We start from the raw sequence: 25,770 nt of genomic DNA on the forward strand, positions 1-25,770 counted from the left end.
TTAAGAATTTAGTTAAGTTTTCTATCTTCCTTTGCTCTAAGCTTTGGTAAAATTACTCCAAGTGCAACAAGTACAAGAGGTGTAATTACATTAAGTGCCATTTGCATTGGATCATCTGAAATCATACCTAGTATACAACAAGCTAATGTTACTATAAAGCACCAGAATCCAAAAAATAGTGCAATTCCCTGATTTCGAGTAAAGAAGAAATCTCTTTTTACATCTTTTCTATTCTTTCTCAAGTAAATATATGCTAAAAATACCCATAGGTAACAAAGTGGCATTGTAATTGAATTAAGTTTTGTAAGTTGTCTTAATACAGTTGCCGCACCAGGCACAAGAATTTGTGCAAGAATAATAGAACCTGCAAGAACTATAATAAGTTTAATTCCATTGATATAAGCTCCATATTTATTTTTCTTGAGAAGCTTTCTCGGTATATATTTATTTGTCCTGTCGTCGTCAAGTAACATTCTTAATGGTGCATCAATACTTACAACAAGCGTAGAGAATTGACCGATCATGTTACACAACGCGTAAATAATCATAATTGCATTGCCAACACCATAATATTCTCCTAATTTTTGGAAAGCCCAATAAGCACCATTTGCTGCATAAGAGTCAAAAGTTGCTGGGTCCGAATTAATTATAGCAGGGTCAAACATCATGCCCATTGCAATAGTACCAAATATAGCCGAAATAACTACCATTACCGCTGCAAAAATCATTGATTTAGGAAACTCAGTTGAAGAATTTCCATCCATATGATTTACATAAGGACTCATTTTTTCAATTCCACCAACGGCAAATACAAGTATTGATAAACTTGTAAAATACTTCATATCAAATGTTGGAATTAAATTGTCAAGTGACCAGTCCATAGCTTGGTAACCACCATTAGGATTTATTTTTGGTGCAGCGAACATCATCAATATGTAAAGAATTCCCATTACAAACATACTAGAACCAGCAATAGTTGCCAAGTTTTTAAGTGGATTAAGTCCCCTACTAGCTACCCAACAAAATATTAAAAACACCGCTAAAGTTGCAAGTTGAACATACACAGTAGGTAATGAGTCATAAACTTCTGCATTTTGGAAAAACATCCAACTCATTGCCTTTAGTCCACCAGAACCCTTAGAAGCAATGTATGTGATATGACATGCCCAATAAGTCCATCCAGCGTAATAAGCTAATTTATCGCTTGAAGTTGCTCTAATCCATGAAGTAACTCCGCCACCCTCGTCCTTGAAGGCCGAACCAAGTTCTCCTACCATTAAAGCATTGGGTATAAAGTAAAGTGCGAACATTAGAATCCATGAAAATATTACTTGAATTCCGTTAAAGAACACGAATCCATTTACAACATTTCCAAAGCCCCATAAAGTAGAGAATGCCATAAATGACAGCATATACCACTTTATTTTCTTTTGTGAATCTTGCATTTTTTATCTCCTCTCATATTATAATTATGCTATCAAATTAATAATATCAAAAAAGAAATATGTAGTCTAGTCTATTTGAAGAATATTAAAAACATTTTTACATTTAAATAAATTTTTTATATCTGTTTAAATCAATTCTCATATAAAGTTTAGGCTCCCATTAAATACATAATTCTTTTGATTTATAGTGTTGAGTTAATCCTTTTGTTTTAAAATTGGTTTTTAACATTTTTAATTTAAAAAATACAATTTTATTTTTAAATAGATAAATAATTTAAAATAACTATAACTTTACTTCTATACATGTTCATATATAAGCAAAAATAAAATCCCCGAGAACTCGAGGATTTTGTATTTATTAAGTTTAAAATTTAATATGAATATTATTTTTATTTATTCTAAAACTTCTTCTGCGACCTCTTTTAGTAATGCAATTTTTTTCCATTGATCTTCTTCTGTCAATGTATTTCCTTCTTCTGTTGATGAAAATCCACATTGTGGTGAGATGCATATATTTTCTAGAGAGATATATTGTGAGGCTTCTTTTATTCTTTCCTTTAGTTTTTCCTTATTTTCAAGTTCTGGCCTTTTGCTTGTTATTATGCCAAGGACTACCTTCTTGCCCTCTGGAATTTTAGAAAGTGCTTTGAAATCGCCACTTCTTTCGTCATCGTATTCAAGGTAGAAAGCCGATACCTTTTCTTTTGCAAATACATAATCAGCTACTGCATCATAGGCTCCTTTAAAGTGATAAGATGATTTGTAATTTCCCTTGCAAATATGTGTTGTGATATTTAATCCATCTGGTGCCTTTTCTATTGCTCTATTATTTATTTCTAGATAAATTTTCTTTAAGTCTTCAATATTCTTGCCGTCAGATTCATAAATTTCGTGAAAAAATTCTCCATAAGCTCTTGCTACATCTTCTATAAATTTATTTTCATCTTTATAAACTTCTCCGCTGCCTATTTGCTTATAGACAGTTCTTAAAAGTTGTGCTGGTGATGGAATTGTTTGTTTTGCTACAGTATTTTCATCTTCAAACTTTTTTATGAATTTATAGTGCTCTAAAAAGGGGTGATTTTTTCCGCCAATTTTCCCTACAATTTTTACTCCTTCAGGTCTTAGTGTTTCACCATGGAAGTGAATTAGTTCATCTTCTTTTAAAATATATTTTTCAATTCCTTCTAGTCCCCAAAAAAAGTCGTAGTGCCACCAGCTTCTTCTAAATTCTCCATCAGATATGATTTTTAATCCTGCTTCTTTTTCTTTTTTAACTAATTTTTCAATTTCTCTGTCTTCAACTTCTTTAAGTTCTTTGGAGTCTATTTCTCCCTTTTTAAATTTTTCTCTCGCAATTTTAAGTTCCACAGGTCTTAAAAAAGATCCTACTACATCATACTTACTTGGTGCTAAAATTTTTGTCATTTTCTTTCTCCTTTTCAATTCATCTTGAGAATGTATAAAAAAAGTCCTTACTGTTTTAAAAACAATAAGGACGAAATTTTCCGCGTTACCACCTATTTTGCATAAATGCCACTCTCAAGTACCAACATACTCTATCTCTGTAACGGGAGCTCCCGTAAAAGTCTAATATCGACTAATCCCATCAGAGGCCATGTTCATCTTTCTTTTCCTTTGCCCCTTTCACCAAACGGGGTTCTCTGTAAAATTCCAAGTAAGATTACTCTTCTCTTCAAATGGTTTAATTTTATTTTTAATTATGTTAACATCTTTAATTTTTTCTGTCAAGATTTAATTTAATTTTTTTAAAATTTCTTCAACTCTTTTGCGAAGATTGTATAAATTTTCTCTTACATCTTTTATGTCTCTATCCACTCGAAGGTCTGTGAATATATTGTCAAAAATTACATCTACAAAAAAATCGTAATTTGTGTTGCTTATTTCCTCGTCTAAATTTAACTTCAAATCGCCAAGTTCTTTTTTGGCAATTGCTAATTTTTCTCGAATAACTTCTAAACCTTCGTTTATATCCTTTATTTTCGATCTTTTTACAAAGCCCACTATGCTAGAGCCTGCAAAAATGTCAGCTATGCTCCAGTTGCGTGCACTCTCTGTGTTTTTTATAACTTCATCAATTTCATTTCTTAAATCTAAAAGGGCATCCTTTGCTTCCCTTACTTCTTTAGAATCTAGCATATTTTACTCCTATTCTGGGTCTTCTATTTCATTTGTTTCTTTTGAAATAACTGCTCTATCCCCAGGATTTAAAACAGTATCGCCCCTTGGCACAATTATGTCTCCACTTGGAGTTTGCACCATAATTATAAGTTCATGTTTATCAATGTAAAGGTCTTTTACTTTTTTGCCTGCCCATTTGTGAGTATCGGAAATTTTTATTTCTAATAGATCTTGACCTGTTGAATCGAAGTAAGCTTCGCCACCTAGTACAACTATATCTCCGTCTCTAAGGTAGGTGTTGCCCCTTGGTACGATGCTCTTTTTATCTCTTTCGATTTTTGCAATTATTATATTAAAGGCTAATTCTATCTCAGATATTTTTTTATTTACCCACGGAGAATTTTTTGCAACATAAGTTTTTATAAATTCAAGATCTGTCTTGTCTGAATAATAGTTAAAGGTCCTTAAAACTGAGTCATCGGGGTCATACATGTCCAACTTTTTTGTGGCAAAGGGCAGTGCTGTTCCCTGTATTAACAGTGAAAATATACAAATTACAAAAACTATGTGGAAAATATCAATGGAGATGTTTACTCCAGAGTTTACAACCATTATAGCGAAGGCAATGGCTGCTGCTCCTCTAAGTCCTGCAATGGAAATTAATGTCAACTGATTTTTTTTCATCTTAAAGGGTGCCATTAATCCAAAAACCGAAAGTGGTCTTGCTATAATTAACATAAATATTGTAATCATAAATCCAATTGGAATTGCCTTTATTATCAAGTGTATGTCAGACAAAAGTCCCAATAAGAAAAACATTGCAATCTGAAAAATTGTTGAAAGCCCGTCATAGAAAAATACTACATCTCTTTTTTTTCTAAACTCGTGATTTCCAATGTAAATTCCAAGGATATATAATGCTAAATATCCGTTGCCACCAACAAGTGATGTTAGAGAATAAGTTCCCAACATCATCGTTGCTATAAAAACTGAGAAGAGTCCTTCTTCGTCAAGGGATAATATCTTTATAATTTTTATAAAAATAAATCCAAGTAAAAATCCACCGAGAACTCCAAGGACAACTTGTTGCAAAATAATTACTGGAACTGAAACACTATAACCAGATAAAATTGACAAAAACACCATTGTCATTGTATATGCCGTAGGGTCATTAGAACCGCTTTCGATTTCAAGAAGTGATGCTGTGGAATATTTTAAGTTTAAGTTTTTTGAAACTAAAATATTGGATACAGAAGCATAATCTGTTGAAGCAACAACTGAGCCAAGTAGCATTGATTCCAAAAAATTAATTTTTAAAATGTAATGGCAAAAAAGTCCAGTTAATATTGCAGTTGCAAAAACACCTAAAGTAGCAAGGCTTATGGACTCTTTGGCAGTAGGACGACCCATTGTCCAGTTCGTTCCAAATCCACCGTAAAAAATTATTATCATAAGTGAAATTGAGGCAATGTTTTCTGCAACTTTATAATTATTAAAATCATACCCTAGTGCTGAAAATAAAACTCCCAGTGCCAAGAACAAAAGCAGTGCGGGAAGGCCTGATCTGTTTGAAATTTTTGTGGCGATAATCGCCAATAATAATACTAATGTTATAAGTAATAGATTCATAATTCTCCTATTTTTTAAAAGGAACTGCCTATGACAGTTCCATATATTTTAATTATAACATATTTAATTAATTAAAGTTGCAAAATAATCAAATTTAAATTTTATTTGCAGATTTAAATACATAGAACAAAATTCCCGTCAAAGCGTAAAATCCAATTAAAATAAAAAACAATGCTCTATTTTTATTTATCGCTGCCATTAAAAGAGTTAGTAATACTATGACAATTGCTAGAATAATTTGTACCCTTCTTAGAGTCTCATTTATTGCACCTGCACTTGTCTTTATATATTGATTTGCTAAAACTGAAATCATTATAAGTGTTGCTATAAAAATTAAAACTTTTTCTAAAATTTTTAAAATCTTATCTCTATTCATTTTCACTCACATAAGCCTTAATTCCTTCTTTTAAAATTTTCATGCTTTTTTTAAGAGCATCTGTATTTAATATAAAAGCAAGTCTTATCATTTGCTTTCCTTCTTCTTTGTTTTTAAAAAATCCCTTTGCTGGTGCAAATACAAGAGTTTCTCCGTCAATATCAAAGTTTTCAATCATCCATATTGCAAATTTTTCTGTATCGTCGACAGGAAGTTTTGGCATTACATAAAAAGCTCCCTTTGGTTTTTTTACTTTCACGCCTGGAATGCTAATTAATTCTTCATAAATTACATCGCGTCTTTTTTGATATTCTTTGTTTACCTCTTCAAAATAACTTTTGTCTATTTCATATAGTTTTGCAGCAGCCATTTGTTCAATAGTTGGTGCAGCAAGTCTACAATTGCAAAGTTTATTTATTCCATCATTAAAGGCTTTGTTTTTTGATGCAACTGAGCCAATTCTTGCACCACAAGCACCAAATCTCTTTGAAATTGAATCGATTAAAATTAAGTTTTCTTCGATTCCTCCCACCTCTCCAAAGGATTTATAATTGTTGCCATCGTAGACAAATTCTCTATACACTTCATCTGCTATAATGAATAAGTCGTATTTTTTTGCGAGATTGACTATTCTAATAATTTCTCCTTCAGAATAAAGTGCTCCTGTTGGATTAGTTGGGTTTGAAAGTAAAATTGCAACTGTCTTGTCTGTAATATGCTTTTCAATTTCTTTCTCCTCAGGAAGGGCAAAACCCTTATCTGGATCAGTTTTAAAAACATTTAATTCAACTCCAAGTTGCTCGAATACTGTCATGTAATTTGTATAGAAGGGATCCGTTGTGAGAACTGCATCTCCTTCATCGGCAATAACTTGAAATGTAAATAAAATAGCTTCACTTGCTCCATTTGTGATGTAAATATCATCTGCATCAAAATTTATATTTCTTTTTTTATAATAATTTGCAGTTGCCTCTCTTAATTCGCTAATTCCCTGTGCATATGCGTAAGGGAGCGGACCCTTTTTAATTTTTTGAAAAGTGTCATAATAAATATCTGGCACGTCAATATCTGGTGCGCCAATATTAAGTTCATAAAGTTTTTTTCCATCTTTTTTAGCCCTATCAACATAGGGTGTAAGCTTCCTTATTGCAGAATACTCTACACCTTCAATTCTCTTTGATAATTTCATCTTTTCTCCCTTCATTGCCATCTAAGGTCTGGTCCAAAAAACCTAATTGGCACAAATTTTTGAAAAACTCGTGAAAAAACTCTATCAGTATAGGTTTCCGAAAGTTCTTTAGGCGATAAATTTGTAGAAATTAAAGTTTTTTTCCCTCGCAAAAGTCTTGTGTTAATAATGTTAAAAATCTCTGAAGTTGTAAAAGAGTTTACAAGTTCAATCCCAAGGTCATCTACGATTAAAAGATCGGACTCAAAGTACAAATTGTACTTATCGTCATCTATATTCTTAAACTTTCTATCTTCAATTGTCTTTAGAATTTCATAGGCAGTCTGATAAATAACTATTATGTCTTTTTTTATGAGTTCAGAGGCTATGCAATTAAGTAAAAAGGTCTTGCCCTGTCCTGTTGGTCCCCATAAAAGTAAATTCACATCATTTTTTTCATCGAAATTATTTATAAAGCTTTTTGAAATTGCAAGGATGTTTTTCATATTTTCCCTTGGCGACATATTGAATTCTTCATAAACTTTTTCAGAAAAAACATTTAAATCAAATTTATCGAAATTTTCTTTGTCAAGCATATAGGAAATTGAGCTCATGTCGTATAGTTCAGATACAATTAGTTTCTTTAAACAGTGGCATTTCTCGTTATCTTCATTGATCCCTGTATCTAGACAATCTTTGCAGGTATATATCTCTTCAAGATAATCTCTAGGATAACCTTCTTTTTCTAAAAATTCCATCTTTTTAAGTTTTAATGTATAAATTTTTTCCGACTGCTCTATGGATTTATCTTGATTTGGATTTTTTATCTGTTCAATGGAAGCCCTTAGAGCAATATCTCTAATAAGCCCATCGATTTCCCTTACTTCTGGGATTTTTTTGTAAATTTCTTCCACTCTTTTTTCATGAGTCTCAATGTTTTTCTTTCTCAAGTTTTCGTAATAATTACTTATCTTTGCCGTGAGTTCCATAATCAACACCTAATTTTTTAAAACCTTCACGCTGTTTTCGCATTGCAACATCAACTAATTCATCTTCTGAATATTTATCTGTGATTTGCTTAAAATTATGGAAAGCCGTTGGTTTTCTTTTCTTTTTCTTCTGGTCCTTTTCTTCAATTTCTTCAACTGAATTAATATTAAGTTCCTTCCATTTCCTCAAAATAGCATCGACATAATTTACATTGGGCTTAGAAATTTTTGAAGTCCTATTGCAAGCAGCTAGGATCAAGTCCTTGGAAAAATTAAATTCATCAAACCATGAATTAATAATATTAAAATCAACTTGTGAGAATTTTTTGTCCACTCCAATATATCGCATGACCTTTTTATATCTATAATATTTTACATCGTGTTCAATATAAGATTTTTCAACATCCTCCATGGTCCTAATATTATCGCGAGACCAATTTCTTACGACTTGCTCAGCATAGGAAATATTGTAAATTCCCTTAATTTCCGTTGTATAAAAAAATGCCTCTTCGATTAAATCAGCTGGCATATTGTAAGATGTAATCCAATTAATAATATCAATTTTTTTCATTGGAGCAATGGGCTCTCTCATCAAAAATTCTACTCTAGTGAGTAAATTCGCATAAGTTGGATTCTCTACGATTTCTGAATAACCCTTTTCCTTCTTTTTCTCTTCTTTCAAGTTGTAAACATTGTTGATGTAGAGTTCTTTTAAATTCACAAACTTTATCTTTTCATTTTCTATTTCAACTATGCCCATCTTTTGCCAATATTGCCACGCTCTATTGACATCAGATTCCAGTATGCCAAGGTAGTCGGCGAGCTTTTCATTAGTCAAGTCTTCTCTATTTTCCTTTGCAAATTTGTAGCCTAGTATATAGACTTTAACAAATTCACCATTGGCTCCAGGCATAAAATCATTTATAAAAATATTTTCTATGGAAGTCTCTCCAAGGTCGTATTTATTTTTTTCAAGTAAAAACATATATCACCAATCCCTTTCAAGGTCTAGTTCCATTTTTACGGAGTAATAAAAAGTTTTATTAAAAATAATTTTAAAAGATTCACTATTATTTTTAAAATCCAAATTATTTTCGTCATATTCTCCATTGGTAAAGCGCATAAGAAACTTATACTTTTTTGTAAACCCAAGGCTTTTGTAAACTTTTCTTGCTCTTTTATTGTAATCTGCTACAAGTAAAATTATCTTTTTAAAATTTCTATTTTTTAGATAATCTAAAAAAATTTTTAGGATTTTTTTGCCAATGCCCTTATTTATATAATTTGGATCAAGCACTATTCCAAGTTCTCCTCTTTTTAAAAAAATATTGATGTTTTTTAAGGATAGGTAGCCAATTATTTTCTCTTCTAAAAGAATTACATAATACTCTGAAAAGGGTCGCTTGGTCTTCCAATTGTACCAATCTATAATATTTTCTTCTCCCTCTTCAATAAAATTGTATTCTAAAAATAAAATTGAATTATGTTTACCCCAGTTTCTAAAAGTAAAAACATCCTCTACTTCCATTTTTCTAAAACTAAGAGCTGAAAAATTTTCCATAAACTCCTCCGTATAAATTATTATATACTATTTTATAATCTCTATAAAGATTTATCATTTATTAAATAATATTTTTGGAGTTTATATAATTCTACAAAGTTTAAATATATATAATTTTTTTTAATTTATGTTAAAATAAAGTAGGATAGTAAAAAATTATACAATTCGTAACGAGGAGAGTCTTTATGCGGAAAAATGAAAATTTAGATGAAATAGATATCGAAATTTTAGAGCTTTTGAGAAAAAATGGAAGAATGAGTCATGAAGATATTTCAAAGCAGTTAAATCTTACAAGACCTGCTATCCATAGAAGAATATACAAAATGGAAGATGCTGGGTTTATCAAGGGCTATAAAGTCTTAGTTGATTGGCAAAAAATCGGCTACAATATAGATACTTATGTCCTTGTAAAAGTTAATACAAATAATTTTGAAAATCTAATTTCTAAAATCATGGAAATAAAGGATGAAAAATTTAAAATTTTTGAATGTTTTAGAGTTACAGGTGAACACTGCATTATGTTGAGAATAAAAACTGTAAACACTTCAGACCTTACAAGGTTTTATGATATTATTTTAAAAATAGAAGGAGTAATCGACACAAAAACTCTGTTAATTCTATATTCAGAAAAGGGAAATGACGAAATTTTCACAAAAATTGATAAAAAATAAAGGATGGTTTTATGGAAGAGAAGATACTCGTAGTAGACGACGAATCTGCAATTTCTGAAATTATAAAATTTAATTTTGAAAAAGAGGGATATGTAATTGACACTGCCGACAACGGCAAAAGTGCAATTGAACTTGCAGGCGAAAACAATTATGGTTTAATTCTACTAGACATTATGATGCCAAAGTTAAATGGTTTTGAAGCCCTTAGAGAAATAAGAAAATTTTCTGATGTACCTGTTATTATGCTAACAGCTAGAGAAGACGAAGTTGATAAAGTCCTTGGACTTGAGCTTGGTGCAGATGATTATGTGGTCAAACCCTTTTCTATGAGAGAGCTCCTTGCAAGAGTAAAGGCAGTCCTAAGACGCTTTGATTCACAGGAAAAAAAGGAAGAAGATACAAAAGTCTTAAAGGTTATGGATCTTGAAATCGACTTAAATAAATATCAAGTTAAGAGAAAGGGCGAAAACATCGAACTCACTCTCCGTGAGTTTGAACTTTTAAAATATTTAGCTTCACACCCTGGTATAGTTTTTTCAAGAGAAGAACTCCTTGAAGAAGTTTGGGAATATGAATATTATGGCGATATAAGAACAGTTGATGTAACTGTAAGAAGACTCCGTGAAAAAATTGAGGATGAAAACAAAGATTTTAAATACATCAAAACTAAAAGAGGAGTTGGATATTTATTTTCATCAGATAGTGGAGAATCCTAATGAGCCATTCTATTAAATCGAGATTTATTTTAATTTACGTAGTACTTGTTTTAATCTCCATGTTCATCGCCTCTACATTTATAATAGATAGACTTGAAAATGTGCAGATAGAAACTGCAACTACTTCCATGGTAAAAACCATGGACACACTTGCAACAACAACTTCAGCTTTTTTTAAAGATAATAATTATGAAACACTACCCCAGCTTGATGCGACTCTAAAAGACTGGGGTATTTCCAGTGAGGAATCCGCTTACATCATTTCCCCAGAAAAAGCTCCAAGGATACTTGCAAGCACAAAAAATATTTCATCAGAAAATTTTAGGGATGCCTATACCCTTAAACTCATTGAGCCAAAACTTGTAATGGATGCATTAAGAGGCAAAACTCGTGAAAAAATAGTTGAATATAAAAACGAAGGCAGCATTGAAAAACATATTGCAAGACCAATTTTATCTGGCGATGGAAAAATTCTTGCAATTATTTATATGACGAGAAATTTAAATTCTATTTATTCTGTAATAGAGGACTCAAAAGTAATAATTACTTATGCAACTATTATTTCTCTTGTTACTACATCAATTTTGGGATATTTTATAGCAAATTCCATTACAAACCCAATTCGTGCCCTTACAAAAAAGGCAAGTGCCATGGCAAAGGGTAATTTTAACCAAAGCGTTGAAGTAAAAAGCGACGATGAAATTGGTGAATTAGGTCTGATGTTTAACTTTTTAACAAAGGAACTTCGCGAGACTATAGAAAAAATGGACCTTGAAAAGTCAAAGCTAAACACAATTTTTAATTACATGGCTGAAGGTGTAATTGCCATTGACAGAAATAATAAATTAATCCACGCAAACTCCATTGCCAAGAAAATTTTAAATATTTCTGAGAAGGACTTCAACCGTGAAATAAATTTAAAAAGTATAAATCTTTACAATATCGACTACAAAAACGAAGATACTTTAAAGGGAGAAGAGCTTACAAAAATTTCCGACACTTTCTACAAAATTAAGTATGCCCCTTATAAATCCGATGCCTTTATAAATTCTGGACTAATAATTGTGCTTCAAGATGTAAATAAGGAACACTTGCTCGATATTATGCGCAAGGAATTTGTGGCAAATGTAAGTCATGAACTAAAAACTCCCATTACTACAATTAAATCTTACACAGAAACTCTTTTAGATAGCGACCTAGACACTGATTCTGAAAGGAAGTTTTTAAAAGTAATCGACAGAGAAAATTCGAGGATGTCTAGGATTGTTACAGATCTCTTGTCTCTATCAAATATAGATTACAACAAGGACAATTTTAATTTTGTAAAATTTGATACCTATGAATTTATTGACGAGGCTATTGAATCTCAATCATTACTTATCATGCAAAAAAATCACAAAATCGAATTTGACATTGCAATGGATATAAAGGACATTTACGCTGACAGAAATGGTGCTGACCAAATTCTTACAAATATTATTTCCAACGCCTGCAAGTACACCCCAGACTTTGGAAAAATTTCAATATTTGCAAAAAATGTTGGAGATTTTGTTGAAATAAAAGTTTCCGACAATGGTATTGGTATACCAAGAGAAGATCTTCCACGAATTACCGAGAGATTTTACCGCGTGGAAAAGGGTAGAAGTAGAGAAATGGGCGGCACAGGACTTGGCCTTTCTATTGCCAACGAAATGATAAAATCCCTTGGTGGAAATTTAAAGGTAGATTCAGTTTTAGGAGAAGGCACAACAATTACTCTACTCTTTAAAACAGGTGATAAAGATGAAAAAATTTCGTAGATATTTATCTACTTTGTCAATAATATTTTTAATACTCCTATTAGTTTTCCAATCAAAAAATCTTTGGCTCTCCTTTGACACAAAAGACAAAAATACAAAAACAGTTGAAGATGTAAATGAATTTTTAAAGGAAATTTTAACTCCTCAAAGAATTGTCGCAAATTTAGGCGATAGAGAGCATTATATGACTACAGATCTTTCTGAATATTGGAAAAAAACTGCCCAAGATATTTCTGAAAAACTACAAAAAGCAACTTCTGATAATTTAAAATTAATTGACACTGAAGAATATTTGAATCTACAAAAGAAAAAATCCATTGTATTTAAATTTAGTTCGCCATTATCAGGATCAGTTTTTGTAAATTTAATTGGCGACAATAGAAATAGCAACGATATAAATCTTAGTGTAGACTCCATATATATATCTGATCTTGGAGAAATCTACATATCTGGGATCAAAAATTTTTATAAACTAATGGACATTAAAGTTGATTTTCCCATTGACGATATAATAGATGAAGTAAAGGAGAAGGGGATTCGCTCCATAAATTTTTATGAAGCCTATGGGATTAAAAAGGATATTTACATTCCTGACGAAGACTATATTTCTCTTCAAAAAGTTTCTTATATATCTGGACTTTATAATCTTGAAGAAGATAAAAAGTCTACTCTTGCCGAAAGATTTTTAAACGTTCCTATCGATTACATTAGAGAAATCACCGTAGATGGTAAAAATACTTATATCTATGAAAATGAGTACCTATCACTTTCCTACGATGGTATGATAGAATATTCTCTAGAATCACTTTTTGATGTAAAAGCGAGAGATCTAAATAAATCCCTCAATAGAGCAGTGGAATTTATTGCACAAAAAACTGGAATTAGCAGTGGAATTTATCTTGAAAAAATTGAACCCTGCAATTACAACGAAAATCTTGGCTACAGATTTTATTTTAACCTAAAAGATGGACAAATTCCCCTTGTACTTCCTTCAAAGGAACATAGTTTTATCGAAATTGATGTGTATTCTGAATTTGTAAAAAATTATAGGGAATATTACATTAGGAAAGACGACAACCCAATTTACAAAAAAGAAAAAATTTATCTTAAAAAAATTCACAAAATTATAAATAAAAATAAAGATTTATTTAAAAATAATTCAACCATGGATATTTTAAATTCAATAGAAAATTTAAATTTAGTCTATTTAATCTTTAGCGATGTCAAGGCAGCTGAACCAACGCTTGCCTACGAAATTCTCTACATGGGTAATATTTATTATTTTGACACAGAAACTGGAAACTTAATGATGGTAAGGTAGTATTATGGATTGGAAAAAAATTAAAAAAATTTTAATAATAGCATTATTAGTTGCCAATGCAATTTTATTTTTCTACACAAATTACACTAACTTCAGACTCAGAAATGAATCTACGACAAGGGATTTTGTAAATAAAGTAACAGAACTCTTATCTGAAAAAAATATTAAATTAGACACAAAAATTCCAAGAAAAATTAAAAAACTTCCCTCTGTTTTAGTTTCCTTTGAAACTTCAACAGAAGAAGATATAAACGACAGATACTTTAAGGGAAAGGGTCAAATTGAAAGACCTAGCACTGACCTTGCAGAGATTTCTTGCGGCAGCGAATATATAAACCTTGTTAATGGAAGGCGAGCCTTTTACGAAAATAGAATTAAGGAAAATAAATATAAAATTGACAGTTTAGAAGAAGCACAAAACATTGCCCAAAAGTTTTTATTAGATAAGAAATACGACACAAGGGATATTTATCTAAGTTATTACAAAATTGATGGCGATAAATACATTTTAAACTACACAAAAATTTTCGATAGCACACCAGTAGAAAGTTCTTACACAAATTTTGTCATTGACTCAAGAGGCGTAATGTCAATGGATAGACTTTGGCTAAATGTCATGGAGAAGTCCGACCAAAAAATATATCTAGTACCTGCGCCACGTGCACTCTTGACACTATTAGACAAAACAGATTACTATAACAAGACCATTGAAAAAATTATGCCCTGTTTTTATTTTAATCCCGAAGACCAGGGTTATATCGAAGACATAACTCGTGCAGTAAATGGTCGTGCAATTCCAGCTTGGAAGGTAAAATTTACTGACGGAGAATACACAGTCCTATCCAATTACTAGCTTAACAAAAAATTGGCACTGTGTTAGAATAGGCTTGGAGGTTTTTTATGAAATTTTGCTCATTGGCAAGTGGCTCTAGTGGCAACTGCCAATATATCGAATATAAAGATACAAAAATCATTATAGACGCTGGACTTTCAGGCAAAAAAATCGAGGACAACTTGGAAAAAATTGGAGTAAAGGCAAATGAGATCGATGCAATTTTAGTAACTCACGAGCATATTGACCATATAAAATCTGTGGGAGTTTTGTCGAGAAGACATAATATAAAAGTTTTTTCTAATATGATGACCCTTGAAGGTATGCTTCCTGTTGTGAAAAAGCTTGACCCAAAAAACACTTTTATCTTTGAAAATGGGAAGAGCTTTACCTTTAAAGATTTAGAAATTATGCCCATTTCTACTTTTCACGACTGTGCAAGTGGTTGTGGCTTTGTAGTAACTGGCGACAAAAAAATTTCACTTCTCACAGACACAGGATGGGTAAACGCAGATGCAATGGAAAAAATGGACGATTCAGAACTTTTTTATCTCGAATCAAATCACGATGTCGACATGCTAATAAATGGAAGTTATCCTTATCCCACAAAGCAAAGAATTTTATCTACAAAGGGACATCTTTCCAATGAAAATGCAGCAGAAGTCCTATCAATGCTGTTAAAGAAGAAAAAGGAAAAAATTTTGTTGGGACATCTTTCGTCGGACAACAATTTACCAGAAGTAGCACTAAAGACTGTCAAAGATTTGCTCTCAGCGGAACATAAAGAAGATAATATAGACTACACAATAGATGTTGCCCCAAGATTTTTGCCATCGAAAGTGTTTGAACTTTAAAGGGAGGAAAATTTGAATATACTAGTTACTAATGATGACGGAATTAACGCCGAGGGCATAGAGATCCTAGCAAAGGCACTTATTAAAGAAGGCCACGAAATTACAATTGCAGCACCAAATGTCGAAAACTCGGGAAAATCTCACGCAATAACCTTTAAAAGCCCCTTAATTGTACAAGATACAAAATTAGAAGGACTTGAAAATGTAAGAAGCCTTTGCGTATATGGCACGCCAGCTGATTGTGTAAGAGCAGCAGTACATCTCTTAGACGAAAAATTTGACTACTGTTTCTCAGGGATTAACTCTGGATTTAACACCGCCACAAATGTACTCTACTCTGGCACAGTTTCTGCAGCCATCGAAGCAAATCTATTTAACATACCATCAATTGCAGTATCAGCTCAATGGGTTAAAGGTCATTCAAAATTTGAAACAGCAGCAAAAGTTGCCATGGATGTTTTTAATAAACTTGAAGATTTTAAAAAGTTGCAAGTTTTAAATATTAATGTTCCCTATCTAGATTACGAAGAATTAAAGGGGATAGAGGTATGCAAAGTTGGTGCCGATGTCATGAGTATATACGACATATCAGAAGACGGCGAAAGTTACAACATGAAGCTAAAGGGCTTTCCAAAGGAAAATAGTGCCAATGATTCAGATGTATATTTTCTTGGACAAAAGTATGCGACAGTGAGTCCACTTTTATACGATGTTACAAACTTAACTCTAATAAATGAATTAAAGGAAATTTTAAAATAAATTTGAGGAGAAAAGCGTGAACTACAAATTTACCCTATTATTTTTAATAATTTTAATTTTTGGAATATTTTTAAGAACTATAATGTAAACTTTGAACTTAAAAAGTCCTTGCGACTTTTTATTTTTTTATTATACTTTAACAAGGAGGTGGATTGAAATGAAAAAATTTTACCTAGTACTTTTAATCACTTTTATTCTTATTTTTTCAGCTTGTCAAAAAAAGGAAAAGACATTATACGATTTTAAAACCGATTTTGTCGGCGACAACTCAAAAGTTTCCCAAATAATTAATAAGCAAAAATACCCAGAAAATTTTCAAACTAGTGAAATAAAAATTCTATCAGAAAAAGAACCCTATGGTTTAAAAGTCTTCTGTAAAAATTATAAAAATTTAGAGAAAAAAGATTTGTTTAAAAATGCAGTCACAACTCTTTCCCTAATAAAAAACTTAGATAATTTATATTATGTAGATGAAAATGAAAAAGAAATCTTTATATATAATCGAAAAGAAGTAGAAGAAAAGCTAGAAAAAGAAAATACAAGTTTAGAAAAAATATCAGAAAACAAGGAAAACTTAGAAAATTTTATAAATAATTAAAAGGGGAGACTACAATTAGTTTCCCCTTCTTTAAGATTTACCAAAGCTATGCCCCAAAATATTTGGCATAGTTTTTTACATAATTTTTTGTCTTCTAATTTTTATTTATCTGAATTTGTAAAAATTTGTGTAGGCCCATCTGCTCCACCAATCATTTTTAAATCTCCATCACGAGTCATTTCTTTCCACTCATCTTCGGAAATCTTTCTATTGAGCAATTTTTCCATTTGAGTTTTTGTCAATCCTTGGTCTTCTTTTGCAATAGTCTTATTTGTAAAAAAACCTGCAAAAAATGATAGACATACAAGAAGAATAATTAAACCTTTTTTCAAAATTTCACCTCACTTATGGAATTCTAACACTGGTAATATTTTTAAATCTCTGAACAAAATTGACAATTTTTCATACTTTTTCATGCTTAATATTTTCACTTTGAAAATATACTGTTACCTCCTTTGTGTCAAGTGTTAATTTTTATTTTCCATTTAAAAAGAGGAAAACTTTTAAGTCTTCCTCTAACTTTTTCATCTATTAATTTAAATGCTTATTAAAACTGTTGCTATTTCAAAATATACAAATAATACTAAAGTATCTACTATTGTTGTGATAAGCGGTCCCGCCATAATAGTTGGGTCGATTTTTAGTTTCTCTGCAATTAATGGAAGTATTCCGCCAATCATCTTTGACAAAACTATGGTAGTAAGTAGTGTAGCTGATACTGTTAGAGTTACGCCAATGTCCACAGTGTCTAAAATTGACATTCTAATTATATTTACTACTACTAGAATTAATCCAACAATAATTCCAATGCGAAATTCTTTAAACATTACCTGTAAAAATTCTTTAAATTCAACTTCGCCTGTGTAAATTCCACGAATTATTGTCGTGGAGGATTGTGTTCCTGCGTTTCCGCCAGAGTCCATTAGCATTGGAATATAGGCTGCGAGTGCTACGCTTGATGCTAAAAGTGTTTCATACCTTTTTATTATAAAACTTGTAAAAGTTGCTGTTACAAGACAAATTATAAGCCACATAGTTCTATCCTTTGCAAGCCTAAATACAGATTTGTCCCAATAATGTTCTGGTGATGATTCGCTAATACCGTGGATATTTCCCAAGTCCTCTTCATATTCATCGTGCATTACGTCAATTGCCCATTCAACTGGTACAATACCTACAAGCCTTCCTTCAGAGTCCGTCACTGGAATTTCTGATAGATCGTATTTATGTGCAAGTTTTGCCACAACTTCTTGATCATCTGTTGCATAGACGCTGGAGTTTATTGGGTGCATAAATTCTTCGATATTTTTATTTTTGTTGCGAAGTAGGTCTGCCAAGTTTACATAACCAATTAGCACAAGGGACTCGTTTGTAACCCAAACTTGTTCCAATCTGTCTGCGTCTAAGTCTGAATGAATGATTTTTTCTAGTGTCTGAGTTGGCGTTGCTGTCTTTTTTACAAAAATAAATCCAACAGACATAATTGAACCAACAGATTCTTGAGGATAGCCCAAAAGTTCATTTATAACTGGTCTTCTCTCTTCTTCTATAAAGTGGTTCATGAGCTTTCTAACCATATTGGCTGGCAGCTCTTGCAAAGTGTCTACAAGTTCATCTTCTTCCAAATCTTTCATAAGAGATAATATTTTATCTTGGGAAAGTGAACCTATTATTTCAACTTTTTTATCTCCAGGCAAAAGGGAAAAAGCATCTGCCAAGAGGTCTTTGTTCAAAAGTTTTATCCAAATGGCAACATCTTCCTTTGGAAGTTCCTCTAGTTGTTCTGCGATATCAACTGGATCCATTCTATTAATGGTCTCTTGTGTCTTTAATAATTCTTCTCTATTGTATTTTTTCATAAAGCCTCCTTAATTTTTATGACTTTTTTGCATAAAAAAAGCCGCTGTCTAAGCGGTAAAGAGGCATGATTAAATAGACTTATGAATTTATAAGCCTTATAGATTTCTCCTTTATCGCATAGACTAATACATTTTTCCAGGGTCGACTGGTATCCATGTAAACACCTCCATATAGATATCATTTTAACATAAAGGGCATTTTAAGTCCATTTTTAGAGAAATTTTTACAAAAAATATATTATAAACTAGATTCTTTATTCTTTAGAATGAAGTATAAAACAATTATGAGAGCAAAAATATAAACTAAAGACAGCACCACCTTTGAAAATAAATTGTACTCAATGTTTTCTATTTTCTTTTCCACAAACTTATAGGCTTGAGGAAAGGCGATTGTTCCAATTGTCATATAAATTGTCAAATTTATTTGAGGCAAATCTTTAGATCAGGTTTTAAAAATTCTTTCATAAACAAATAATAGGCTGCAAAAAATATTATTCCCAGAAAATATAAGACTATATAAAAAAATAAACTAGCACCTTCTTTTTTTATTATTTTCTTATTGCTTAATTTATTTTTTGATTCTTTTTCTCCTTCCTCAATAAAATATGACATATTAACTCCATAAATTTTCCATAGTCGGCGATGCCTGTCTTTTTCCATTTTAAAATTGCTTGTCTAGTTACAAAAAGCTTATTAGCTAAATCTTCTTGTGATAAATTTAATTCTCTTCTTTTGTCTTTAATTTTTCGTCCATACATAAAAAATCATTTACTTTCACTTTCTAGCTTCTAAATTTACATCTAGATTATAAGTTTTCAATCTGTAAATTTCCTAAAAAAATTATGTTTTTTAACAAAAAACAAAATTGTAAAATCATCACAAGAAAATATGCCGCAACTTTTGATTGTATAAGCATTTTTTCAATTTCTCTTCTATAAAGTTTGTAAAATTAATATAACTCAAAAAATTAGTGCTAACTTGAAGTAGTTAAACAAATTTTTACTCATGAGAAATGGAGATAGAAAGAAAATAATTTAATTTTTATGCAAAGAAATTATAAATCCTAGTTTGTTTAATACCACGTTGTTTTTAATCAAAAAAGACCTAATTGCTTAGGTCTAATACTATAATTTTATTAATAATTTTAATAAATAGACAAATCTAGTTTTTCTGATAAGTATTCTAACATTCTAACGCCACTGTAAGAGTTGCCATGTTTGTCTAGCCTTGGTGCATATACTGCAAGTCCAGTTTTATTTCTTGATGCGGTAACTATACCTCCGCCCACCCCAGATTTAGCAGGTAGTCCAACTCTTATTGCAAAATCTCCTGAATAATCATAAGTTCCGCAAGTTGCCATAAGTGCTCTTAAAACTTCTGATTCCTTTTTGGTAATAATTTCTCTACCTTTAAGATCTACTCCATTGTTAGAAATTACATAAGACATATGTGCTAAGTTTTCCGTACTTACAAGAATTGAACATGCTTTAAAATATGTATCTAATACTTCTTCGACTTTTGTATCGCTTGGCAAAATTTCCTTAGCTAACATTAAATAAATTAGCGTCCTATTTGTAAAGGAAGATTCCTTTTCTGATTGTGCAATTTTTCTGCTATAATCAACTTCTTCTCCTAGAAATTCTCCTGCTTTTTCAAGTATTACATCAAAGGTTTTTTCTCTATACACATTATATAGTATAGCTACTATAATAATTGCACCAGCATTTATAAAGGGGTTAACGGGAATCCTTTTTTCTGAAAGCTCTAGCTCTATAACAGAATTAAAAGGTTTTGCAGATGGTCTTACGCCAACATATCTTTTAAGTTCTGATACTCTATAGTTTTTCATTGCAAGGGCGTATAAAATTACTTTTACAATAGATTGGATTGAATATTTGACTTTTGAATCGCCTACACTATAAAGATCTCCATCTTCAATTTTTGAAATTGCAATCTTATTTGGATCAACTTTTGCGAGTTCAGGAATGTAATTTGCAACAGCCCCTTCATGTAGGTATTTTCTGCCTATATTAAGAGCTTCCTCTAAAACTTCTTCTGTAAAAATCATTGTTATCACACCTTTGTTTTTATTTGGGATTGTTTTCCCAGTCATAATAGGTTATCATATCACAAAATCTTTTTCAATCTATTTCTAAAACTATAACCATAAAATTACAAACTATTACATTTATAAAAGCTACTAAAAGGACCTAATACACTTTAGGTCCTAAAATCATTGCAAAATTTTATTTAACAAAAATTTTATATTCACAATATCCTCTATCATCCATTTCTTCATAGGGGATAAATTCAAGTGCCGCACCATTTATGCAATATCTAAGTCCACCCCTATCTACTGGACCGTCTTCAAATACATGGCCAAGATGTGAATCAGAAGATTTTGATTTAACTTCAGTGCGAAGCATTCCAAGGGAAGTATCTTTTCTCTCTTCTAAATAATTTGAAACAATGGGACGAGAAAAAGACGGCCAGCCACAACCTGCGTCAAATTTGTCCCTTGATGAAAAAAGAGGTTTCTTTGAAAGTTTGTCGACATAAATTCCCCTTCTATATTCTTTATTAAGTTCACTAGTAAAAGGTCTTTCAGTGCCTGCCCTTTCCATTACATCGTAGGAGATATCATCTAAAACCTCTCTTTTGTTTTTCTCGATAAATTTTCTGTCATCGTCAATTATTGGGTCTTCAGCTGAATTTAAATTTATATGACAATATCCATTAGGATTTTTATCTAAATAATCTTGATGATATTCCTCTGCTTTAACAAAATTTTTAATAGGAGAAACTTCAACAGCAACTTTTCCTATTTTTTCTTCCTCATATTCTATAAAGTCTTTCACAATTTTTTCAGAATTAATATCCCTTTCTTCCCAATAAATTCCCGTACGATATTGTCTTCCAATGTCATTACCTTGTCTATTTATAGATTTTGGATTTATAATTCTAAAATAATGTAGAAGGATCTCAGTTAAAGAAATTTTGGAAAAATCATAATAAATTTTTACAGTTTCTGCATGATCTGTCCTTGATACAATTTCATAATTAGTTTCATCGCTATCGCCATTTGCATATCCTACTAAAGTCTTAACAATTCCCTTTAATTTTTTAAAATAGGCTTCTGTTCCCCAAAAACATCCGCCAGCTAAATATATAACTTTAATATTTTTCATACAATCACCAGTAATACTATACCCAATTTTTGTAAAATCAATTTCTAAACAATAATTATTATTGTTTATTAAATAAATTTTAGTAAATTCCTTAATATATTTTTAAAAAAATTGATAAACTATGTATTAAGTGATAATTAATATCAATTTATGCTTTGTTTTATTTATTTTATGGAATTTTAAGCTTTGATAAAAATCTTTGACATATTTTCAAATAATAAATCTTGTAAACTCTTTTATAATATAAATTTTACTATTTTTTAATTATAAATTTAGCTATTTTCATATTTTAAGCTTAAACAAAAGCAAAACTTAATAATTAGGAGGAATTATGAAGAAAAATTTTAAAATGTCCTTGGCAGTTGTTCTCATGTCTTCAACTTTACTTGTTGCTTGTAATAAAAATAATTCAAGCCATTCAACAAATCATGCAAGTTCAAAGGAAAACCACACTAAGGTGGAACAAAATATAGCTGCAAAGACTGAAGAAAAATCTCAAGATGTTGCTCTTTCTGATTGGTCAGGAGAATGGAATAATATTGCTAATTTTATCGACGACGATGCTTTAAAGGGAGCCTACGACGAAGTTGCTAAGAGAGATAATATTACAGCGGAGCAAGCTAAGCAAAATTTTGCCGACCGCACTGCTGTTGATTTTGGTGCAATTAAAGTTGATGATGATAGCATTACATTTTTCTCTAAACCAGGTGGAGAAGAGTTAGAAAAAGCTAATTTCAAATATGTTGACAAACATCCTATGGAACATGGTGGGAAAACTTTATATTGGTATGAATTTTCTTCCGATGGAAAATATCCTACAATTTTAATGATGCCTGTCCATGGAGAAGAACACATGCCACACTTCCACTTGAGAGTAGGCGAATCTACAGAAGAAATGTTAGCAAAGGACAATTGGTATCCTACTTTTGTAAGTCCAACAGTTACAATAGATCAAGTTTACGAAGAAGTTGCTGAATAATATTTTTTCTTTTTCTTATCCTCGATTTTTATCGGGGATATTTTTCTGAGAGGAGTAATATGTCAAAAATAATAAAAATTATATTGGTAATTCTATTGGCATCTTCTTTAATTTCTTGTAAAAAAGAAAAAAATACAATAGATAAACCTGTAGTTTACACTTCTTTTTATCCAGTTTATAGTCTTGCTAAAAGTGTAGTTGGCGATACTGTTGACCTTAGAATGTTTATGCCAAAAAATCAAGATCCTCATTTGTGGGAGCCTACTCCCAAAAAAATTAAAGAATTATCAAAGGCAGATCTTTTGATAATAAATGGAGCAAATTTAGAACATTGGTCCGATGCCATTTCAAAAACTCTTCCAAATTTAGATATTCTTAACTTGGCAAGTGGTGTAAATCTTATTTCTTATAAAGGTGCTGCAGCAATTGGCGACTTCCAATACATGGTTATGGGTAATTTCGGCAAAGAGACTTACTCCTTTGATTTTGGACACACTCACGAAGACAATATGAGAATTGCTTTTTTATATTGTGATAGAGAGTATTCCAATAAGGAGCTTATTAAAATTGGAAGAAAATTAATGGAAGATACTGGCGAAGATATTCCACAAAAGCATTTAATTAATGTCGTAGATAAAAAAGTCTATAAGCTGGAGATGGGTCATGAACATGGTGAAATTTATTATAAGCTACCTAAAAAAGGCAAGTGGATATTGTTTAGTGACAGAGTTTCCACAGACTTGCTTTCTTATAAAATGCTTGACCTTGATGGTAATGACCTTAATTTAAAAGTTTTGCGAGATACCTCCACTACTAATGAGGACAAAATAACCTATGATCCTCATTCATGGATGAGTATTAGAAATGCAAAGAGATATGTAAATGATATTGAATACAAAATGAGTCAATTATATCCTGAAAATAAAAATATTTATAGAAAAAATGCTTCTAAAACTCTGAGAGAGCTCACAGCTTTAGACTATAAGTATAGAGATCTCTTTAAAAATACAAAGAGAAAAGAATTTATAGTGAGTCATTTTGCCTTTGCGTACTTGGCAAAGGACTTTGATTTAATTCAGTATCCGCTACAAGGCCTTACAAGCACAGATTCTCCAAGCATTAAAAAACTTATAAAGGTTATTGAAGATTCTAAGGCCAGACATATTAATACAATTTTCTATGAATATGGGATGCCTAAAAATGGTGCGGATATTATTGCTGAAGAAATTGGTGCTGATCTAAAGGGGCTTATTTCTATGGAATATATAAATAAGGATATTGAAAATCAGGTTGGCAAAGATTATATTGACATGATTGAATACAATCTAAAAACTATTTACGATTCATTGAGGTGATTTATGAAGGCAATCGAAATAAAAAATGCCTATTTTTCCTATGATAGAGATCCTATCTTGAGAGATTTGAATTTAACTGTTAAAAATAAAGAAAAAATCACTATCATTGGAGGAAATGGCGTTGGAAAAACAACTTTAATAAAAATAATTGTGGGTGAACTTAAACTTGATAGTGGTAGCATTAAAATTTTTGAAGAAGATTTTAATAAAAATATACTTAAAAAAATTGGCTATGTACCACAATCACAAAAGGAAAATTTATATACTTTTCCAATTACCGTTAAGGAACTTGTCACCTTGCAGTTATACGACAGTCTTGGCAAGTTTAAAATACCTAGAAAAGAGCATTACCACAAGACTATGGTTTTGTTAAAAGAGATGAACTTAGAAAAATATGCCGACTATCCCATAAGAGAGTTATCAGGTGGCCTTAGACAAAGGGTAGTCATCACTCGTGCTCTTGTAAATGAGCCCGATATTTTGATCTTTGACGAACCAACTTCTGGCGTCGATGAAAGTTCTAAAGCACAGTTTGCAAAAACTATTGAAGAATTAAATGAAAAATTTGAAGTTTCAATAATTTTAATAACACATGAGTTGGACTGGGTAATGAATAATTTAAAAATGGATTCTATTTATGAACTAAAAAAGGGAGGTCTTGTAAATGTTTCAATATAGTTTTATGATTAGAACTCTTTTAGTATCAGTTATGATTTCCATAATAATACCACTTATTGGGATAGTAATAGTAAATCGTGGAACTGCCATGATCGGAGATGCCCTTTCCCACGTGTCCCTAGCTGGAGTTGCCATTGGTCTTATTTTTTCTGTTAATCCATTAATAGGTGCAATAATAGCTTGTATTATAGGTGCCTTTTCAATTGAAAAAATAAGAAAAAAATTTCCTCAGTTTGGAGATATGGCAACCGCTATTATTACTTCAGTAGGCCTTGGACTTGCGGCAGTACTTTCCGATTTTTCTCCAGGTGGCAATAGCTTTGATGCTTATTTATTTGGAAGCATTGCATCTGTTTCTAATATTGATGTAATAATAGTGCTTGTAACTTTTATTTTTGTAGTTGCAATATCTTTTATTTATTATTTTGGACTTTTGAGCATAGCTGTAGATAAACAACTTGCAAAGATGAGTGGAGTTAATGTGGAAAGAATAAATGCAATTTTCACCTTTCTTTCTGCAATTACTATTGCACTTTCATCAAAGATAATTGGCGCACTTATGGTAACATCTCTAATAGTTTTGCCTGTGGCATCTTCACTTTTAATAAGTAGAAGCTACAAAAAAACTTTTTTTAATACTATATTCTTGGGAGTTGTCTACACACTTTTAGGCGTAACTCTCTCTTATTACTTTGATGTGAAACCAGGTGGTTCAATTGTAATAATTGCATCTCTAGGAATGTTAGTATGTCTACTTATTTCAAAAATTAATCGTAAAAATAATTCTAAAAATTTTTCAAAAATACAAAATAGTGATATCTGTAAAGTTTAAATTTGCAGATATTTTTTAT

The 25,770-nt window shown here is 31.0% G+C and carries 27 protein-coding genes and 1 other annotated feature; of the genes, 12 read left to right on the forward strand and 15 right to left on the reverse strand.

The features are described from left to right. Positions 1-8: 8 nt before the first annotated feature. The 9 genes from BIV18_RS05545 to BIV18_RS05585 all read right to left on the reverse strand — a co-directional run bounded on the left by BIV18_RS05545 (position 9) and on the right by BIV18_RS05585 (position 9,310). Positions 9-1,445 (reverse strand): APC family permease, encoded by a 1,437-nt coding sequence (locus BIV18_RS05545; RefSeq protein ID WP_075659665.1) that lies wholly within the window; start codon positions 1,443-1,445, stop codon positions 9-11. Between the two features lie 393 nt (positions 1,446-1,838). Then, positions 1,839-2,873, reverse strand: a complete 1,035-nt coding sequence (locus tag BIV18_RS05550; RefSeq protein WP_075659666.1) for a uroporphyrinogen decarboxylase/cobalamine-independent methonine synthase family protein — start codon at positions 2,871-2,873, stop codon at positions 1,839-1,841. A 63-nt stretch (positions 2,874-2,936) separates the two neighbouring features. Then, positions 2,937-3,154: a binding site (T-box leader), on the reverse strand. Between the two features lie 46 nt (positions 3,155-3,200). Further along, positions 3,201-3,605 (reverse strand): hypothetical protein, encoded by a 405-nt coding sequence (locus BIV18_RS05555; protein WP_075659667.1) that lies wholly within the window; start codon positions 3,603-3,605, stop codon positions 3,201-3,203. A 9-nt stretch (positions 3,606-3,614) separates the two neighbouring features. Next, positions 3,615-5,216, reverse strand: coding sequence for a potassium/proton antiporter (locus tag BIV18_RS05560; protein ID WP_075659668.1), 1,602 nt, complete (start codon positions 5,214-5,216; stop codon positions 3,615-3,617). 94 nt (positions 5,217-5,310) lie between these two features. After that, entirely contained in the window at positions 5,311-5,592 is a 282-nt protein-coding gene (locus BIV18_RS05565) for a hypothetical protein (RefSeq protein ID WP_075659669.1), read from the reverse strand. Next, entirely contained in the window at positions 5,585-6,781 is a 1,197-nt protein-coding gene (locus BIV18_RS05570) for a pyridoxal phosphate-dependent aminotransferase (protein WP_075660383.1), read from the reverse strand. The genes BIV18_RS05565 and BIV18_RS05570 overlap by 8 nt, the downstream gene beginning before the upstream one ends. Positions 6,782-6,792: 11 nt before the next feature. Then, positions 6,793-7,749, reverse strand: a complete 957-nt coding sequence (locus tag BIV18_RS05575; RefSeq protein WP_075659670.1) for an ATP-binding protein — start codon at positions 7,747-7,749, stop codon at positions 6,793-6,795. Then, positions 7,724-8,734, reverse strand: coding sequence for a DnaD domain protein (locus BIV18_RS05580; protein ID WP_075659671.1), 1,011 nt, complete (start codon positions 8,732-8,734; stop codon positions 7,724-7,726). The genes BIV18_RS05575 and BIV18_RS05580 overlap by 26 nt, the downstream gene beginning before the upstream one ends. A 3-nt stretch (positions 8,735-8,737) precedes the next feature. Next, positions 8,738-9,310, reverse strand: coding sequence for a GNAT family N-acetyltransferase (locus BIV18_RS05585; protein WP_075659672.1), 573 nt, complete (start codon positions 9,308-9,310; stop codon positions 8,738-8,740). Positions 9,311-9,495: 185 nt separating this feature from the next. On the opposite strand from BIV18_RS05585, the gene BIV18_RS05590 reads away from it, so the two are divergent. From BIV18_RS05590 to BIV18_RS05625, 8 genes are all read left to right on the forward strand, one after another. Further along, positions 9,496-9,981, forward strand: a complete 486-nt coding sequence (locus BIV18_RS05590; protein ID WP_075659673.1) for an Lrp/AsnC family transcriptional regulator — start codon at positions 9,496-9,498, stop codon at positions 9,979-9,981. 11 nt (positions 9,982-9,992) lie between these two features. Next, the gene (locus tag BIV18_RS05595) at positions 9,993-10,697 is read left to right on the forward strand and encodes a response regulator transcription factor (RefSeq protein ID WP_075659674.1); all 705 of its coding nucleotides are present in this window, start codon (positions 9,993-9,995) and stop codon (positions 10,695-10,697) included. Beyond that, positions 10,697-12,496, forward strand: a complete 1,800-nt coding sequence (locus BIV18_RS05600; protein WP_083635535.1) for a HAMP domain-containing sensor histidine kinase — start codon at positions 10,697-10,699, stop codon at positions 12,494-12,496. The genes BIV18_RS05595 and BIV18_RS05600 overlap by 1 nt, the downstream gene beginning before the upstream one ends. Then, positions 12,480-13,817 carry a hypothetical protein gene (locus tag BIV18_RS05605; RefSeq protein WP_083635536.1) on the forward strand — a complete coding sequence of 446 codons (1,338 nt, stop codon included), beginning with the start codon at positions 12,480-12,482 and terminating at the stop codon, positions 13,815-13,817. Before BIV18_RS05600 ends, BIV18_RS05605 begins: the two co-directional genes overlap by 17 nt. 4 nt (positions 13,818-13,821) lie before the next feature. Further along, entirely contained in the window at positions 13,822-14,670 is an 849-nt protein-coding gene (locus tag BIV18_RS05610) for a two-component system regulatory protein YycI (RefSeq protein WP_075659676.1), read from the forward strand. A 47-nt stretch (positions 14,671-14,717) separates the two neighbouring features. Beyond that, entirely contained in the window at positions 14,718-15,503 is a 786-nt protein-coding gene (locus BIV18_RS05615; protein ID WP_075659677.1) for an MBL fold metallo-hydrolase, read from the forward strand. A gap of 12 nt (positions 15,504-15,515) precedes the next feature. Beyond that, a complete protein-coding gene (gene surE, locus BIV18_RS05620) occupies positions 15,516-16,262 on the forward strand; it encodes a 5'/3'-nucleotidase SurE (protein WP_075659678.1) in 747 nt (248 codons plus the stop codon). Between the two features lie 157 nt (positions 16,263-16,419). Continuing rightward, positions 16,420-16,860 (forward strand): DUF4825 domain-containing protein, encoded by a 441-nt coding sequence (locus tag BIV18_RS05625; protein WP_075659679.1) that lies wholly within the window; start codon positions 16,420-16,422, stop codon positions 16,858-16,860. 101 nt (positions 16,861-16,961) lie between these two features. Here BIV18_RS05625 and BIV18_RS05630 read toward each other — a convergent pair whose 3' ends face one another. From BIV18_RS05630 to msrB, 6 genes are all read right to left on the reverse strand, one after another. Further along, positions 16,962-17,192, reverse strand: a complete 231-nt coding sequence (locus tag BIV18_RS05630) for a hypothetical protein (protein ID WP_075659680.1) — start codon at positions 17,190-17,192, stop codon at positions 16,962-16,964. Between the two features lie 204 nt (positions 17,193-17,396). After that, positions 17,397-18,719 (reverse strand): magnesium transporter, encoded by a 1,323-nt coding sequence (gene mgtE / locus BIV18_RS05635; protein ID WP_075659681.1) that lies wholly within the window; start codon positions 18,717-18,719, stop codon positions 17,397-17,399. 238 nt (positions 18,720-18,957) lie between these two features. Then, a complete protein-coding gene (locus BIV18_RS10960; RefSeq protein ID WP_235860796.1) occupies positions 18,958-19,125 on the reverse strand; it encodes a hypothetical protein in 168 nt (55 codons plus the stop codon). Between the two features lie 157 nt (positions 19,126-19,282). Then, the gene (locus BIV18_RS10965) at positions 19,283-19,477 is read right to left on the reverse strand and encodes a helix-turn-helix domain-containing protein (RefSeq protein WP_235860797.1); all 195 of its coding nucleotides are present in this window, start codon (positions 19,475-19,477) and stop codon (positions 19,283-19,285) included. Between the two features lie 386 nt (positions 19,478-19,863). After that, the gene (gene glsA / locus BIV18_RS05645; RefSeq protein WP_235860798.1) at positions 19,864-20,832 is read right to left on the reverse strand and encodes a glutaminase A; all 969 of its coding nucleotides are present in this window, start codon (positions 20,830-20,832) and stop codon (positions 19,864-19,866) included. Between the two features lie 133 nt (positions 20,833-20,965). Next, positions 20,966-21,907, reverse strand: a complete 942-nt coding sequence (gene msrB, locus BIV18_RS05650; RefSeq protein ID WP_075659684.1) for a peptide-methionine (R)-S-oxide reductase MsrB — start codon at positions 21,905-21,907, stop codon at positions 20,966-20,968. A 331-nt stretch (positions 21,908-22,238) separates the two neighbouring features. Here msrB and BIV18_RS05655 point away from each other — a divergent pair, with 331 nt between their 5' ends. Genes BIV18_RS05655 through BIV18_RS05670 form a run of 4 tightly spaced genes read left to right on the forward strand, consistent with a single transcriptional unit; the run spans position 22,239 to position 25,751 of the window. Next, positions 22,239-22,886, forward strand: coding sequence for a ZinT/AdcA family metal-binding protein (locus tag BIV18_RS05655; protein ID WP_075659685.1), 648 nt, complete (start codon positions 22,239-22,241; stop codon positions 22,884-22,886). 59 nt (positions 22,887-22,945) lie between these two features. Continuing rightward, positions 22,946-24,241: a metal ABC transporter substrate-binding protein gene (locus BIV18_RS05660; RefSeq protein WP_075659686.1), complete on the forward strand. Its 1,296-nt coding sequence runs from the start codon at positions 22,946-22,948 to the stop codon at positions 24,239-24,241. 3 nt (positions 24,242-24,244) lie between these two features. Further along, entirely contained in the window at positions 24,245-24,919 is a 675-nt protein-coding gene (locus BIV18_RS05665; protein ID WP_075659687.1) for a metal ABC transporter ATP-binding protein, read from the forward strand. Further along, entirely contained in the window at positions 24,906-25,751 is an 846-nt protein-coding gene (locus BIV18_RS05670) for a metal ABC transporter permease (protein WP_075659688.1), read from the forward strand. Before BIV18_RS05665 ends, BIV18_RS05670 begins: the two co-directional genes overlap by 14 nt. Positions 25,752-25,770: the final 19 nt, after the last annotated feature.

The sequence above is a fragment of the Peptoniphilus grossensis genome (assembly GCF_001940285.1).
GTDB lineage: Bacteria > Bacillota > Clostridia > Tissierellales > Peptoniphilaceae > Peptoniphilus_A > Peptoniphilus_A faecalis.